Annotated in this window: 9 protein-coding genes; 3 read left to right on the top strand and 6 right to left on the bottom strand. The window is 39.5% G+C overall.

Annotated features, from left to right (window positions below; genetic code table 11):
- Nucleotide 1 precedes the first annotated feature (1 nt).
- Complete coding sequence (locus F886_RS01865; RefSeq protein WP_005300697.1) at nucleotides 2-604, bottom strand: TetR/AcrR family transcriptional regulator; 603 nt, start codon at nucleotides 602-604, stop codon at nucleotides 2-4.
- Between the two features lie 297 nt (nucleotides 605-901).
- Here F886_RS01865 and uvrA point away from each other — a divergent pair, with 297 nt between their 5' ends.
- Nucleotides 902-3,733 (top strand): excinuclease ABC subunit UvrA, encoded by a 2,832-nt coding sequence (uvrA, locus tag F886_RS01860; protein WP_005300695.1) that lies wholly within the window; start codon nucleotides 902-904, stop codon nucleotides 3,731-3,733.
- Between the two features lie 39 nt (nucleotides 3,734-3,772).
- Here uvrA and F886_RS01855 read toward each other — a convergent pair whose 3' ends face one another.
- Nucleotides 3,773-5,482: a GGDEF domain-containing protein gene (locus F886_RS01855; protein ID WP_005300694.1), complete on the bottom strand. Its 1,710-nt coding sequence runs from the start codon at nucleotides 5,480-5,482 to the stop codon at nucleotides 3,773-3,775.
- Between the two features lie 1,004 nt (nucleotides 5,483-6,486).
- Here F886_RS01855 and omp33-36 point away from each other — a divergent pair.
- On the top strand, nucleotides 6,487-7,392 hold the full coding sequence (omp33-36, locus tag F886_RS01850) for a porin Omp33-36 (RefSeq protein ID WP_005300691.1): 906 nt from the start codon (nucleotides 6,487-6,489) through the stop codon (nucleotides 7,390-7,392).
- 60 nt (nucleotides 7,393-7,452) lie between these two features.
- Here the strand turns inward: omp33-36 and F886_RS01845 are convergent, their stop codons facing one another.
- From F886_RS01845 to F886_RS01830, 4 genes are all read right to left on the bottom strand, one after another.
- Nucleotides 7,453-9,420 carry a BCCT family transporter gene (locus F886_RS01845; protein WP_005300687.1) on the bottom strand — a complete coding sequence of 656 codons (1,968 nt, stop codon included), beginning with the start codon at nucleotides 9,418-9,420 and terminating at the stop codon, nucleotides 7,453-7,455.
- Between the two features lie 167 nt (nucleotides 9,421-9,587).
- Nucleotides 9,588-10,280, bottom strand: a complete 693-nt coding sequence (locus F886_RS01840) for an ion channel (protein ID WP_005300685.1) — start codon at nucleotides 10,278-10,280, stop codon at nucleotides 9,588-9,590.
- A gap of 171 nt (nucleotides 10,281-10,451) precedes the next feature.
- Nucleotides 10,452-12,167 carry a cation acetate symporter gene (locus F886_RS01835; protein WP_005300682.1) on the bottom strand — a complete coding sequence of 572 codons (1,716 nt, stop codon included), beginning with the start codon at nucleotides 12,165-12,167 and terminating at the stop codon, nucleotides 10,452-10,454.
- Between the two features lies 1 nt (nucleotide 12,168).
- Nucleotides 12,169-12,501 carry a DUF485 domain-containing protein gene (locus F886_RS01830; protein ID WP_005300680.1) on the bottom strand — a complete coding sequence of 111 codons (333 nt, stop codon included), beginning with the start codon at nucleotides 12,499-12,501 and terminating at the stop codon, nucleotides 12,169-12,171.
- Between the two features lie 181 nt (nucleotides 12,502-12,682).
- Here F886_RS01830 and F886_RS01825 point away from each other — a divergent pair, with 181 nt between their 5' ends.
- Nucleotides 12,683-16,180 carry a hybrid sensor histidine kinase/response regulator gene (locus F886_RS01825; RefSeq protein WP_034590658.1) on the top strand — a complete coding sequence of 1,166 codons (3,498 nt, stop codon included), beginning with the start codon at nucleotides 12,683-12,685 and terminating at the stop codon, nucleotides 16,178-16,180.
- Nucleotides 16,181-16,497: the final 317 nt, after the last annotated feature.

Below are 16,497 nucleotides of genomic sequence, written 5' to 3'. Positions count from 1 at the left end.
TTTATTCCTCTATCGGTTTTAAGAGTTGTTGGGTCGTTTCTAAAGCTAGATGTAGATGTGCTTTGTCTTGCGACAATTTTGTGAGCAAAGCGGCACCCAACCATAACTGATACATGACTTGCGCAGTTTTCAAAGGATCAATATGTTTTGGAATTGACCCTTCCTGTTGCCCTTCTTTGAGGAGCAAAGCTAGACGCTGCGTTAATTTGTACACACCGTCATTGAGAATTTGGCGCATATCTTCCGACAAATCCGAAACCTCTGCCGCCAATTTCACAATCAGGCAGTTTTCAGCCCAGCTGCCATATACGGGATCATCAATCCACGCCTGCCACAACGCCATTAAACGGGCATGGGCACTTTGCTCACTGTGCTGCCAAAGCTGTTCCATACGAACTTTATAGTTGGCCATGTATTGCTCTAGCAAGGCACAACCAAATGCCTCTTTCGAAGCAAAGTAGTGATAGAACGAACCTTTGGGTACGTCACAAGTCTTTAAAATTTCTTGCAAACCAACACCGACAAATCCTTTGTGTAATACCAGTTCAAAGCTCGTATCCAAAATATGTTGTCGCGTGGTTTCGCTTTTATTTAATCGTTTCATGCAAACACCATACTCCACTATTAGACCAGTCGTCTAGTAAAATTATGTTGCTCAATAAAATTTGCCAAGAAGTAGAAATCAAAAGAAAGGAATGTTAAAAATACAACCTGCTTATTTAAACAAATTTTGTCGATTGTCGTTTAACCGTCACAATTTGTCGCTTTAAATCATTTTGTACCACTTGAACAATTTTAAATCGTTATCATATATAGGGTCTGTTGTTTATAAATAGCCACATCTCCCTGTGCTAATCAAAACAACACCTAAATTTTCATTAATACATAATTGAGATGTTTTATGAGCCAAAGTCATATCCGTATTCGAGGCGCACGTACCCATAATTTAAAAAATGTGTCTCTCGATATTCCACGCGATAAGTTTGTGGTAATTACGGGGTTATCAGGTTCAGGAAAATCTTCTCTTGCCTTCGATACCCTGTACGCCGAAGGACAACGCCGTTACGTCGAATCGCTTTCGGCCTATGCTCGCCAGTTTTTATCGCAAATGGAAAAGCCTGAAGTCGATTCGATTGAAGGTTTATCTCCAGCGATTGCTATTGAGCAAAAATCTACGAGCCATAACCCACGTTCAACGGTAGGTACGATTACCGAAATTTATGACTATTTGCGTTTGCTTTATGCACGTGTCGGTACACCTTACTGCCCTGAACACGACTTGCCGATGGTTGCGCAAACTATTTCTGAAATGGTCGATGCGGTAAAAACACTTGAAGAAGGCACAGCACTCATGTTGCTTGCCCCGGTCGTTCGTGAGCGTAAAGGTGAATACAGTAACCTCTTCGAGCAACTACAAGGCCAAGGTTTTGTTCGTGCCCGTGTTGATGGTGAAATCATTGATATTGATACGCCACCCGAACTCGACAAAAAGAAAAAGCATACTATTGAAGTTGTCGTTGACCGCTTTAAAGTACGTGAAGATTTAGGTAACCGTATTGCAGAATCATTTGAAACTGCACTGCGTTTAGGTGGCGATATTGCTGTTTTGTCATGGATGAATGGCGAACATCCTGATCGCGTTTTTTCTGCGAAGCATTCATGCCCTGAATGTGATCGTGCAGTCGCAGAGCTTGAGCCACGTTTGTTTTCATTTAACAACCCGTTCGGTGCCTGCCCTGTTTGTGATGGCTTAGGTACACGCAGTCATTTTAGTTCTGAAAAGCTCATTCCAAATCCTGATCTTGCAATTAGTGAAGGGGCTATTCGTGGATGGGATCGTCAACGTCCATATTACTATTCGATGCTGCAAAAAGTTGCCGATCATTTTGGTTTTCAACTTGATACGCCTTGGAACCAGCTAGATAAAGACACTCAAAAGAAATTCTTACAAGGCACTGGCAAAGAAAAAGTTGATTTAAGCTATATCGATGAGCGTGGCCGTAAACATACTCGCGTACAACCGTTTGAAGGGATTTTGCCTCACCTTGAACGTCGTTACCGTGAAACTGAAAGTAACTATGTACGAGATGATTTAGCTCAATACCTTTCTAATGCAGCGTGTGATGCATGTGATGGCTCACGTCTAAATGAAATTTCACGCCATGTTCGCGTTAAAGATAAAACGATTGCCGACATTACTCGCATGTCGATTGGTGATGCTGAAAGTTATTATCAAGATTTAAATCTTGAAGGTGCTAAAGGTGAAATCGCCGATAAAATCTTTAAAGAGATTCGAGAGCGTTTACATTTCTTGGTGAGTGTTGGACTTAACTATTTAAGTTTAGCTCGTTCTGCCGAAACGTTATCGGGTGGTGAAGCACAGCGTATCCGTTTAGCCTCACAAATTGGTGCAGGTTTAATGGGTGTGATGTATGTCCTTGATGAACCGTCTATTGGTTTGCATCAACGTGATAACGATCGTCTATTACAAACGCTGATTCGCTTACGTGATTTAGGTAATACGGTATTAGTCGTTGAACACGATGAAGATGCTATTCGTGCAGCCGACCATATTATTGATATCGGTCCGGGAGCCGGGATACATGGTGGCGTGATTATTGCCGAAGGAACTTACGATGAATTGGCTAACCATGCTGACTCACTCACAGGTCAATACCTTTCAGGTAAACTCAAAATTGAAATACCAAAACAACGGACTCAATCACCGCGCCCAGATGAATTCATCAAACTTTCTGGGGCAAGTGGTCATAACCTTAAAAATGTCGATTTGAAAATTCCGCTCGGCATTATGACTTGTGTGACTGGCGTTTCAGGTTCAGGTAAATCGACACTCATTAACCGTACGTTACTTCCATTGGCTGCAACACAACTCAATGGCGCAACCACATTAACAGCTGAAAAGTTTGACTCAATTGATGGTCTACAACACCTTGATAAAGTCGTTGATATTGACCAAAGCCCAATTGGGCGCACGCCACGCTCTAACCCTGCAACTTACACAGGGTTATTTACGCCAATCCGTGAGTTATTTGCTCAAACGCCAGAGGCAAAAGCCCGTGGTTATAGTGCAGGCCGTTTCTCGTTTAACGTGAAAGGCGGACGCTGTGAAGCCTGTGAAGGCGACGGCATGATTAAGGTCGCAATGCACTTCTTACCAGATATGTATGTACCTTGCGATGCGTGTCATGGTAAACGTTATAACCGTGAAACGCTTGAAGTCGGCTATAAAGGCAAAAACATTTCTGATGTTTTAGAAATGACGGTTGAAGATGCTGCTGAATTCTTTAGTGCAATTCCAGTCATTCACCGCCGCTTAGAAACCTTAACTCAGGTGGGCTTAGGCTATATTCGTTTAGGTCAAGCTGCGACTACACTCTCTGGTGGTGAAGCACAACGTGTAAAACTAGCGCGTGAGTTAGCTAAACGTGATACGGGTAAAACTCTTTATATCTTGGATGAACCAACAACAGGTCTACATTTCCACGATATTGCCAAGTTACTCGACATTTTGCATGAGCTACGCAACAAAGGTAATACCATTGTTGTGATTGAACATAACCTTGATGTCATTAAAACAGCGGATTGGGTTGTGGACTTAGGCCCAGAAGGTGGTTCGGGCGGTGGTATGATCATTGCCGAAGGCACACCTGAACAAGTGGCTGAGGTTGAAATTTCCCATACTGGCCGCTTCTTAAAACCAATGTTGAAGTAATTTATTGAATAAAAAAGCCGGAACTCATTTCCGGCTTTTTTACCCCTCAACTGCATTCCGACCTCGGGCCTTAGCTCTTAATAGTGAACGATCAGCTTTCTCTAAAAGCTCTATCCAACTCGCTGCGCCTATGGCAAAACCAATACTCACAGACACATGCAATTTTTCATCTAAACCAGATAAATCAATTTCTTCTAAAGAAATGGCAATCCGAATTTTCTCTGCTAAAAGACGGGCATCTACAAATTGCACCTGTTCTAATAATATTAAAAACTCATCTCCACCATAACGAACAATTAAATCCGAACTTCGAATATTTTGCTTTAACTGCTCGGCAATACTAACAATGACATGGTCACCTACAATATGCCCATATTGGTCATTCACCTGTTTAAAACGATCAATATCTATAATCATTAAACAGGTTTGCGTAAATTTTTGAGGGTAACTTTCAACAATTTTTAAATATTCAGATAAAGCTAAACGGTTAGACACACCAGTTAATGGATCTGTATTGGCAATATTCTTTAATTGAAATTCAAAAGCATCGCGCTGCTGCAACATACGCTGTAATCGATCAATCGCTTCAAACAGGGAAAGAAATTCACCTTTTGTTGTCATATTCATCTCATCTGTCCAATGATTAGAACTACGCGATAAATCTAAAATTAAAGTCCTTGCTTTTATTAAAGGAGAAAATACCCTTCTTTGTGCATAATTCAGCGTAAGTAAAGCTGTAGCTAAAGAAATTAAAGATATTAATAAAGTTAAAAGAAAACCTTTTCGGGCACTTATATTTTCTTGAGTTGCAATTGCTACACTTTCATCAAGAATATAACTTTGTAAATCAACCACTGTAGTAAATTTACCTACGATTGCTTCTGTCAATTGGGTGCCATTTAAATCATATGGCTCCCCTTTTTGGCTTTCATCTAATAGGTTTTGTACAATCGGAATACCCTTATCTATAAATTCTGATTTCACTCGGGCATATAACCGACGGTATTCAGGAGTCTTTGCCTGTTCAGGCTGCAAGGTATCGACCAAAATCCATAAATATCTAGATTGATGCTGAGTTTGCAGAGAACGTGCGCGATTATTACTTGGAATTTCTTCATTAAAGCTCACAGGAGCAATAATATTAGACGCCATCCGTCCCGCCTGATCGCGCATATCGGTTAGAACTATAATGAGCGTAAAGTAATTAGAAATACGGCTATCTTTACTTTTTAGCTGCAACATCAGTTTTTGCAGTATTTCCCTGCAATGATCCCAGACTCCAAACATTCCTAAAATAGCATTATCCATTTGAACGGAAGTTCTGGCTCTATAAGGAGTTTCACCGTAATAATCAACGACACGTCGAGCTTGTCTAAGATTTTCTTTGAAATTGGTTTGCAGCTCATTTGCTAATGAAACATAGCCTGCTTGTTTTAAGATAAGAATGCTTGTATCAATTTGCGCATCAACAATTAAACGAAACTTTTTTAATTCTTGCTGATTCTTTAATAAATCACCAGGACTGCTCGACATCATCTTATTGGCAGGAGCACGCTCCTTAGAAATTTTATAGGCAATATCTGCTACTGCTCTTAAACTTTTTATTTCGGCTAAGGCTTGTCTAGTTTTTATATAATCCTGATAGCTTCCCACAATAAGCGGTACAGCCATGAATAATAAGGACAAAATAATAACCAGCATAAAAAAGAACAGTCGATTACTAATATGCTCTGAACGTAATCCTGACATTTCTAGCTGGTACTCCGTAAATGTCCTGCCATTTTTAATACGATATAAATTAGGCTTAAATCCATCCTAGCATTTTAATAACTAGAATTTCATCAATAAAACCTTCATTTCTCTTTTAATAATTATACGGCTTCTAGATTTTAGTAAGCTTAAATAAATAGTATCGAAAAATTAAATGATTTTTATAAAAAAACTCTATTTTACAGATTAAAAATTTTTAGCAATGATAATAAACATATCTAGTTATCCTCTTGGATGCGCTTCTCCCAGCATCCACTGCCCAGCTTTAAGCTGGGTTCTTTTTGTTCTATTATTTTCCAATAAAGTTCATATAAATTTTCTTATAATTTTAAGATTTTCTTATAGATAAAAAAAAGCTCAACCTTGGGGAAAGCTGAGCTCGTAAAGTCTGATGTGATACACACATCGTATCTGGGAAAGCACTTTAAATCCTAAAAACGTTAGGCAGTGAACTTTGCGATTGAATTATGTGACTTATCTCTACTTTTGTAAAGTCGATTAAATTAATCAGAATTAAAAATTTAATCGATTTTTCAACTTAAAATAGAGATTTCTTTTATTTTATTAACTTATATAATAATTAAAAATAGTTAAATTTTTTAGTTAAACTAATCTAAATATTGTTAACCACTCCTCAAAATAGTATGAATACGATAATAAATTGGTGAATTTTTACTCAACATGTAAGCAACTCTACAATTTACTTAATGTTAAAACCGATCATATTAATCATTTTTTCCAATCGTAATTGTAATAACTTTTAAACATTTATTTCTAAATTCGTTATGAAATATAATTATTAGCCTCTTGTAAATGTTCATTTTTTTATCAGGTTGACAATTTACTTTTCATTTGATTAGTTTTTCACCAATTTTAACATAAGTGTCAAATATCTTTAACATTCCTTTTTTTCATTATTGACTTCATAAATTGTTACAATACAATGACCCCAGCTTTATCTCTTGTTATTGCTGGAAATGATTATGAAAAAACTTGGTTTAGCCACTGCTGTACTATTAGCCATGACCGGTGCTCATGCTTATCAATTTGAAGTTCAAGGTCAATCTGAATATGTTGACACAACTGCAAACGATAAAAACTTCACTGGTGACGTTGCTGGTACATACTATTTAAAAAATGTTGATACCACTAAAGGTCCTTTAGCTGAAGCAGCTTTCTTGAACCAAGCTTCTAACGTATCTGTAGGTTACAGCTACCAACAGTATGACCAAGGCAACGTAAACTACCACGTTGGTACTTACGGTGTTAAAGGTGAGGCTTATGTTCCTACTCCTTACCTTCCTGTATATGCTAGCGCAACTTACAACCACACTGATGTTGATGGTAAAAACAACTTCTCTAAAGATGACAACGGCGACCGTTATGCATTAGAAGTTGGTGCTATGTTGTTACCTAACTTCTTGATGACTGTTGGTTATACAAGTGTTGCTAACCAATTCGCTTTAGACAACTTTGGCATCATCAGCAACGGTATCTACTCTGCTGTAAACCAAACTGCTGCGATTCAAGACGACCAAGATGCTGTTACAGCACGTGCTAAATATGTAGGTCCAATCGATGGAACTAACATGGCAATTGGTTTTGAAGCTGCTGGTGCTTTCGGTCAAGAAAACCAATACGGTTTGAAAACTGACCTTTACTTAACTCCTAAGTTAAGTGTTGGCGCATCTTTCATTGGTAACGATGGCGTAGCTGACATCAAAGGTAATGACCTTGGTGAATTCCGTCAAGCTTGGGGTGGTAACGTAAACTACTTCATTACTCCAGCTTTAGCAGTTGGTGCATCGTACATGAAAGCTGACGTTAAAAATGCGTCTACTAGCTACGATACACAAACTATCGGCTTAAATACTAAATTCCGTTTCTAATTTAATTTAGAAATCGAATTAAAAAAGGACTCAATTGAGTCCTTTTTTTATACTTAAATATTAGCTTCGCACAATATTTAAGAAATACAGATGACGTTCATATTGATCAATAATGTCTTGAATTAAATCTTCTTGCGTCCAATCCATTACATCATAGTTCTGACCACCCTCTCTTAAGAAAACTTCTGCTTGGAAATATTGTCCGTCTTCGGCTTCAGTACGCCCAATTAAAAAACTTGGTGGTACTGTTTCACGTGGAACAACTTTATAAATAAAATTAATTTCATTGTGATGGTCCACCCGAAGTTGCATACCATCTTCAAGTTGGCTAATTGAAACCTCAAGATGACGGCGTCTAAATTCATGTTGAATATTTTCAAATGCACCAGCCACTTGCTTCTCAATATATTCACGCACTTCCTCTTCATTATGAGGATAGTGCATGATTAACCCTAGACGCTGTTGCCAGCTCCTTGGATTATGAATCGCACGTGGTGTAATGCGTGCTTCCTGAATGGCTGTCATTTTTGTGACATCAAGATGTAAGGCTTTTATTAATCCCCAACTCATTAAGAGCATGACGACAGTAAAAGGTAACGCACTCATAATGATGGAAGCCTGAAGTGCAGCCAAGCCACCGACTAGCAATAAAATAATTGCGAGCACAGCCATGAGTACCGTCCAGAACAGACGCTGCCAAGTTGGTGAATTTTCAGATTTAGCAGTTAAATAGTCAGTGACTAATGCCCCTGAGTCAGCAGATGTCACAAAAAATAAAACCACCAAAATAGTTGCCAAGACATTCATCACTCCAGACCACGGTAAGTGACCTAAGAATTCAAATAATGCAACTGATGAATCTTGCTGAACAGCCTGAATTAATGTTGTTTGGTGTTCATGAATAATACTGAATAAGGCAGCATTTCCTAAGAAACCCATCCAGATAATGGTAAAGCCTGTTGGAATGAGTAAAACCCCAACAATAAATTCTCGAATGGTACGGCCACGAGAAACTCTGGCAATAAACATTCCCACAAACGGCGACCAAGAAATCCACCAAGCCCAGTACAAAATTGTCCAACCACCAATCCATCCATTCGGCTGATAGGCATATAAGTTGAATGTCATGGTAAATAGGTTAGAGATATATTGCCCAGTGTTTTGAATCGTCGTTTGAAGTAAATAAATACTTGGACCAGCAATAAAAACAAATACCAATAATATTAAAGCTAAAACTAAGTTTAACTCCGATAAACGTTTTACACCCTTATCAAGACCCAGAAACACAGATAAGGAAGCTAACATACTCACGAAAATAATGAGTAAGACTTGAATATTGGTGCTTTGCTCTACTCCAAATAAATAATGCAAACCAGAATTGATCTGGGTAACACCAAAGCCAAGAGAGGTCGCTACACCAAATACAGTACCAATGGTCGCGAATATATCAATGCTATCGCCCCATGGCCCATAAATTCTCTTACCAATGAGTGGATAAAGTGCTGAACGGGTCTTTAAAGGTAAATTATGCCGATAGGCAAAGTAAGCCAAAGCTAACCCAACTACAGCGTAGATTGCCCAAGCATGTAGTCCCCAATGGAAAAAGGTAACTCTTAATGCTTGCTGTGCTGCATCAATCGTTTGAGCCTCACCACTTGGTGGATTAACATAGTGCATGACAGGTTCGGCAACGCCGAAGAACATCAGTCCAATCCCCATCCCTGCGGTAAACAGCATGGCGAACCAAGACCCATTGTTATAATCAGGCTGACTATGATCTGGTCCTAATTTAATGCGTCCAATCGAGGAGCAGGCAATGTAAATCAATAAGATGAGAAAGAAAGCAACAGATAAAACATAGAACCAACTAAATGAATCAGTGATCCACTGTTTTAATTGCTGTGTTAGAAGCTCAAAAGAACTCGGAGCGATCACAACCACTGCTAAAAACAAAGCAATAATAATGACCGTACCTAAAAATACGTTAGGATTAACGTTTGCGAACCAACCGGACTGTTTGGAAGGCATAAATCCTCCATGTTATTTTAATGACGAGTGACAGGCTTAAATGCCAATAAGATATTCATAGAATGAACAAAGCTAGAGCTTTCAATAGAGAAAGCCGATAACACTCTAAATAAACTTAAAGAATATTGCAGTTACAAAGGTGTAAATAAATTAAAACACCTCCTCCATTATTTATCTGAATTTTTTTTAGGGAGGTGGGTAATATATTGTAAAGCAATTAGACGGGTGACGATTAAAGCTAAATACATGACCCCACAGAACATTTGTAGCATGGCTAAAACGCGCGCTGGTGGAGTGATTGGCATGAGGTCGGATAAGCCTGTAGCCGACTGCAAGCTAAAGCTTAAAAAGAGTAAATCTAACCAAGTTTGGAAAGCATGGGCGTTATTTGGATTTTGAAAGCTATAAGGGAAAATAAGCTGGCAAATGTTATATAAAAATGCAAAACCCCATGCAATCAGTGTAAAGACTGCTGCCGCCGCAAATAGTTCATCTCTTGTTAAATATCGGTCAGCGAACATATAACGAAACAAACCATAAGCTGCCGAAAAATAGGCTAGAGCTTCACAGCTATGGGCAAATAGCTGAATATATAAATTGCTATATCCCAACACAATCAGTACTGATGACAGAATTGCACCGCTCACAAATGTTAAGCCTAAAAAAGTAAACATTGGGGTCTGGCGAATAACTTTGGCAATCAATAATAAAGCAAGGACACCTAATGACCACGTTAAAGTCCGGTAAGGCAAACTATCAAATGTCAGCATGGCTAAAATCAACAAAATAAACTGAACGAATAACAGCCATGCAGAAGGCAGTAAACGAAAACTTGCCCAAAATTCAATAATAGATCGCATTATTATTTTCCTTGTTTCATTATGCTTTTTTGAGATTTAACAAATAATACTGTACACAAAATCAGGCAAACAAGTTGTTCTTTATTAATATCTAAACTCTAGATTGGAAATAAAATAAGTATAAAAAAAGCCCCGTAGGGCTTTTTGAAGAATGAGCTAACAATATTAGTCTTAGTGATCCGATGCACCAGATGCACCAATACCTGTCATTGAACGAACATATTGAGCATCGAAAGCGGCACGCTCTTTTTTAGCACGTGCAGAGTTGTCAGTTATCGAGAAGAACCAACAGCAAAGGAATGACAATGGCATCGCAAATAACGCTGGACCATTGAACGGGTTGATTGGTGTATCAGAGATTTTTAAAGTATCTACCCAAACTGCTTTAGAAAGAACAATGAGCACTACTGCTGTTACAAGACCAACAACACCACCAATAACCGCTCCACGAGTCGTTAAGCCTTTCCAGAACATTGAAAGAACAAGAATCGGGAAGTTTGCACAACAAGCTACAGAGAACGCCAAACCAACCATGAATGCTACGTTTTGCTTCTCAAACAAGATACCCAAAACCATTGCGAAGATTGCTAAGCCCAATGTCGCAATTTTTGACATACGAAGTTCAGAAGCAGGTGTTGTTTGACCTTTTTTGAATACGTTAGCGTATAAGTCATGAGAGATTGCAGATGCGCCTGAAAGTGTTAAACCAGCAACAACAGCAAGAATCGTTGCGAATGCTACTGCTGAAATGAAGCCCATGAATAAGTCACCGCCTAAAGCGTCACTTAAATGCACGGCTGCCATATTGTTACCACCAACAAGCTCAAGTTTGCCTGTTACTGCCATTTTCGCAACATCAAGGAATTGCGGATTGTTTGATACGAAAAGGATCGCACCGAAACCAATAATGAAAGTTAAAAGGTAGAAGTAACCAATGAAACCTGTTGCAACCACAACCGATTTACGTGCTTCTTTTGCATCTTTTACAGTGAAGAAACGCATCAGGATGTGTGGAAGACCTGCTGTACCAAACATCAACGCCAAACCTAGAGACAAGGCATCAATTGGATTTGCCGCAAGTTTACCCGGCCCCATAATTTTTGAAGCATCGGCCAAACTGATGTCGTGTACTTTACTGAATACTTCAATTGATTGGCTAAACATGTTGCTGAAGCTGAAACCAACTGCTTTCATCACCATGAATGCCATGAAGGTTGCACCACTGAGTAACATAACCGCTTTAATAATTTGTACCCATGTTGTTGCTAACATGCCACCAAAGATTACGTATGCCATCATCAATAAACCAACGATGACAACAGCGATATTGTAGTTCAAACCAAATAATAATTTGATGAGCTGACCCGCACCTACCATTTGAGCAATCAAATAGAATGCCACTACAACAAGTGAACTGACTGCAGCTAAAGTACGTACTGGTTTCTCTTCAAGACGGAATGAAACCACATCTGAAAGGTTATATTTACCTAGGTTACGCAAACGTTCTGCAACCAAGAATAAAACGATTGGCCAACCTACCATGAACCCAAGCGAGTAAAGCAAGCCATCAAAGCCTGAACTAAACACAAGTGCAGAAATACCAAGGAAAGATGCAGCAGACATATAGTCACCCGCAATTGCCAGACCATTCTGGAAACCGCTGATTCCGCCACCTGCTGTATAGAAATCTTGTGTTGATTGAGTTTGCTTCGCAGCCCACTTCGTAATAAACAAAGTGAAACCAACAAAAATAACAAACATAATAATAGCATGCCAGTTGGTTGCTTGTTGTTCAGCTTCACCCAGATCTGGACTTGCCATAGCCACTGTTGAATATAGCGATGCTGCTGCCAATAAGGCTTTCGCTTTTAATGAATTCCATTTCATATTAGTGTAGTCCTTTCTCATGCGTGATGGCTTCAACTTCCTTCAACGCTTCTTCACTCAACTGGTCAAGGGTATTATTCGCGATAAAAGAATACACACCACACAATAGGAAAGATAAAACGATAATTCCTAAACCTAGTGGGATTCCCCATGTCGTTACACCACCACTAAATGAACTCATCAAAAATTCTTTGTTGTAGCCAACAAGCAGCATAAAACCCACATAAAGAACTAACATGATGATTGTGAGTGTCCAACTTAATGTACTTTTTTTCTTGACCATCTTTTGAAACTTTGGATTGCGTAGAATCTGTTCTACTTGGTTCTGATCCATAACCAAACTCCTTGCCCTGTGCCCAGCCTTGGCCACTTTTTAATAGTAGTTTCTCAGGATTAAAGTTAGCAAAATTACGTGTAATTCGTAACTTAGACTTTGGTCGTTAAAATTTAATCAATTTATAGCTTTGTTTCTGCTTGGGGTATGATAGGCACAAGGTTTTAATCATGTGAGTCATATGAACAGCTGGCTGATTATTGGGGTACTCACCCTTTATATAGCACTCTTATTTATTTGTGCTTTTTTTGGTGAAAAGCATGCCAGCCGTCTGAGTACACGTGGCCGCATGTTCTTGTTCAGCTTAACACTAGGTGTTTACTGTTCATCATGGACATTTTACGGCGCGACTGGAGCAGCTGTTCGAGAAGGCGTCATTTTCTTGCCTATTTATTTAGGACCACTATTATTTGTCTGGTTTGGCTATGACATTTGGCGACGTTTAGGTCGGGTACGCCAGCACCATGCGATTTCGTCAATTGCTGACTTTGTAGCGGCGCGTTATGGGAAAAGTGGGGTATTGGCATCACTGGTTACCATTTTAGCTGTAATCGCAATTATTCCCTATCTGGCTCTACAGTTACGTGCGATTGCTTTAAGTACTTCTGTCATTATGGAACAGAATGCTCATATCCATACAACCACCAATAGTGTTTTGCTTTTAACCAGTGTACTGGCTATTTTGGCCATGATTTTTGGTACAAGGCAAATTGCCAATACCGAGCAACATGGCGGCCTCATGTTAGCTGTGGCATTTGAATCTTTTGTAAAATTATTCGCGCTGATTTGCGTTGCTTTATTTTTTATTTTTGAAACACCAGCGAACCTTGTCCAAGTCACATCAGATGTGAACCAAACCTTTCAAGAAGTTCAGTTGTTTGGCGTGCCTGAAACTTTCTGGATTCAGACCTTATTGGCAGGTTTAGCAATTATCTGCTTACCTCGCCAGTTTCATGTCGCGGTTGTCGAATTACGAGATGAAAAACATATTCGCGGTGCACGCAAATGGTTTGCGGTTTATCTGATTTTAACGATTTTAGCCATTATTCCGATCGCAAGCTGGGCATTACATGCAGCACCGAAGTTCTTAACTGTACCTGATGTTGCAGTACTCTCATTGCCCCTGAGTTATAACCAAGAATGGTTAGCTTTACTGGCCTTTTTAGGTGGGTTCTCTGCATCAACAGGCATGTTGCTGGTTTCATCTGTTGCCCTATCTATCATGCTCAGTAACGACTTGATTATGCCCGCACTCTGGCGTTTTAAGTTGCTATCACGTCACGATAAACATTTACCTAAAGTTCTTAAATTCAGCCGTCGTATTAGTATTGTCGCGGTGATGCTACTTGGCTTTTTATTCTTCCATTTCTTTAATGATATTAACCAGCTTTCAGTATTTGGTTTATTGGCATTTAGTGCCGTTGCCCAGTTTGCACCCGCGCTTATTGGAGGCTTGTATTGGCGAGGCGGAAGCCGACAAGGTGTCTATGCTGGCCTCATTATTGGATTTTTGATGTGGAGTTACACATTACTATTTCCAACGATTTTACGTAGCTTGCCAGAGGCCTATCAGGAAACTGCCCAAAGTATTTTGCTTTTTGGCCCTTTTGGAATTAACGCCTTAAGACCAGAGTCACTTTTTGGTTTTGAATCATTTGCGCCACTTACACACGGTGTAATCTGGTCTCTTGGTTTAAATATTGTTTTATATATTTGGATTTCTAAACTTTACCGCCCAAGTGTGGCAGAACAAATTCAGGCAGAAAGCTTTTTCTACTATGAAACCAAGCCATTGCCATCACCGCATACCTCTACTGATTTAACTTATTTACCGCATGATGCTGCACGTTTAAAAGTAGGTGACCTGTTCGCGCTTGCTAAAAGAATTACAGGTGAGCAACCAACAACACAAGCATTCGAGAACTTTTGCGAGCAAAATCATCTCACGCTCAACCCGAATAGCATCGCCAATGGCATGTGGTGGCGTTTTACCGAGCAATATCTCGCGGGTATTATCGGAGCTGCTTCTGCACGTACTTTGCTCACTACAGCAATGATTAATAATGGTCTTGCATTAGGACAAGTCGCGAATATTTTAGACCAAGCCTCACAGTGGCAACGTTTCAATCAAAACTTGCTCATGACAATGATTGACCACATGACCCAAGGGGTGAGTGTGGTTGATAAAAATATGTGTTTGGTGGCTTGGAATAACCAATATTTAAAACTATTTGGCTACCCGAAAGACTTAGTTTATGTGGGTTGTCCAATTGCCGATTTGATTCGTTATAACGCTGAACGCGGCGAATGCGGCCCTGGTTCAGTCGAAGAACATGTTCGTAAACGCTTACACTGGATGAAAGTCGGAAGTGCACATGAATTTGAACGAATCCGTAAAGACGGACGCGTTATTCAAATGCGTGGTAATCCTATTTCAGGTGGAGGCTTTGTTACAACATTCGCCGACATTACCGCTTTCCGTGCAAATGAGGCAATACTTGAAGCGCGCGTAAAAGACCGAACCCAACAACTTGCTGATGCTTTAACCGAGCAACAGCTTGCACGCGAACAAGCCGATATGGCAAATATGTCAAAAAGCCGATTTATAGCAGCGGCAAGTCATGATTTATTACAACCTATGCATGCGGCTCGTCTCTTTAGTACCGTTCTTGAACAAAGCATCGCAACTGAAGAAGATCGCCAAACTTTGCAACAGCTCGACCGCGCCCTGTATGGCGCAGAAAGTATGCTCTCTGCCCTACTCGATATTGCCCGTTTAGAAGGCGGTAGCATACAGCCAAAAAGACTGCCTTATCCGTTGCATGATTTACTCAGTGATCTTGAACTACAGTTTAAATCGATTGCTGCTCAGCGAAATATTTCACTCAAAGTTCACGATGTATCGTTCTGGATTGACACAGATCCACAGTGGATACGACGTATTATTCAAAACTTTGTGAGTAATGCACTGCGTTATACTGCCAAAGGCCGAGTGATTGTCGGTGTTCTACGTTCGGCTCAAAAACCTGACCATATTCGTATTGGTGTTTGGGATACAGGCCCCGGAATTGCCGAAGAACAACGTATTAAACTGTTTCAAGAGTTCGAACGCTGTGGGCATTTATCACCGTGGGGTGAGCAAGGCCTAGGCTTAGGTCTTGCAATTGTGCAGCGTATGACAGGTTTATTGAATTACCCTGTTCATGTCTACTCCCAACTCAATAAAGGCTCCTGTTTTATGATTGAGGTTCCAGTCGTAGAAGCGCCAAAAGTGATAACTCCAACCGTACAGGCAGTACCTTTAAAAACTAAAGCCTACCGGATTTTATGTTTAGACAATGATGAAACTATTTTAGAAGGAATGAGTAGCTTATTAGGTCGATGGGGTTATGAGGTTTTTAAAGCCACTGAACCAGAACAAGCACTTGAGATTATTCAAAAAGAGAATATTCAGGTCTGGCTTATCGATCAGCATTTAAATAACAACCAACTCGGTGTCGATTTTATTTTGCAAAATCGACAGTATGATGTTCCGGTTGCTTTAATTACAGCGGACTCCCATCCAGAGTTACCTCAACAATTGAAAGAACTGAATATTGTTTTACTCAAAAAACCGCTTAAACCAGCCTCTCTAAGAGCATGGCTATCGGGACTTAAAATTGCCAGCGCGACAGATTAAACATTTTCCTCTCCCAAGCTTTTTATAGGTTTGGGAGAGATTTTTTGGCAAAAGTTATAGGTTTAATTTAAGCCAATAGGCAGAACTGCTCAAAAAGTCTACTTTTGTTGATTAAATAATTGGCTAAACTTTCCAACAGCCCTTTTTCTATGGCAAAGCCCATCTTTTTTGTAAGTGAACACTTGTATACTTAGTTACAATTTAATAACTATCTGTTTTTTAAAATTATTATTTAACAAAAACCACCATATACGACTTTAGTCTTATTCTACTTGCATTCTTGATGACACATAACTATTCCAAACGCATTTGATAAA

The sequence above is a fragment of the Acinetobacter sp. NIPH 542 genome (genome assembly GCF_000369825.1).
Classification (GTDB): Bacteria; Pseudomonadota; Gammaproteobacteria; order Pseudomonadales; family Moraxellaceae; genus Acinetobacter; species Acinetobacter oleivorans.
The sequence above is the reverse complement of the archived record's forward strand: the minus strand, read 5'-3'. Positions and strand labels throughout refer to the sequence as shown.

Excerpts from the sequence above, each read along its gene's own strand:
- F886_RS01865 (WP_005300697.1), bottom strand. The coding sequence starts at position 604 with ATGAAACGATTAAATAAAAGCGAAACCACGCGACAACATATTTTGGAT.
- uvrA (WP_005300695.1), top strand. The coding sequence starts at position 902 with ATGAGCCAAAGTCATATCCGTATTCGAGGCGCACGTACCCATAATTTA.
- F886_RS01855 (WP_005300694.1), bottom strand. The coding sequence starts at position 5,482 with ATGTCAGGATTACGTTCAGAGCATATTAGTAATCGACTGTTCTTTTTT.
- omp33-36 (WP_005300691.1), top strand. The coding sequence starts at position 6,487 with ATGAAAAAACTTGGTTTAGCCACTGCTGTACTATTAGCCATGACCGGT.
- F886_RS01845 (WP_005300687.1), bottom strand. The coding sequence starts at position 9,420 with ATGCCTTCCAAACAGTCCGGTTGGTTCGCAAACGTTAATCCTAACGTA.
- F886_RS01840 (WP_005300685.1), bottom strand. The coding sequence starts at position 10,280 with ATGCGATCTATTATTGAATTTTGGGCAAGTTTTCGTTTACTGCCTTCT.
- F886_RS01835 (WP_005300682.1), bottom strand. The coding sequence starts at position 12,167 with ATGAAATGGAATTCATTAAAAGCGAAAGCCTTATTGGCAGCAGCATCG.
- F886_RS01830 (WP_005300680.1), bottom strand. The coding sequence starts at position 12,501 with ATGGATCAGAACCAAGTAGAACAGATTCTACGCAATCCAAAGTTTCAA.
- F886_RS01825 (WP_034590658.1), top strand. The coding sequence starts at position 12,683 with ATGAACAGCTGGCTGATTATTGGGGTACTCACCCTTTATATAGCACTC.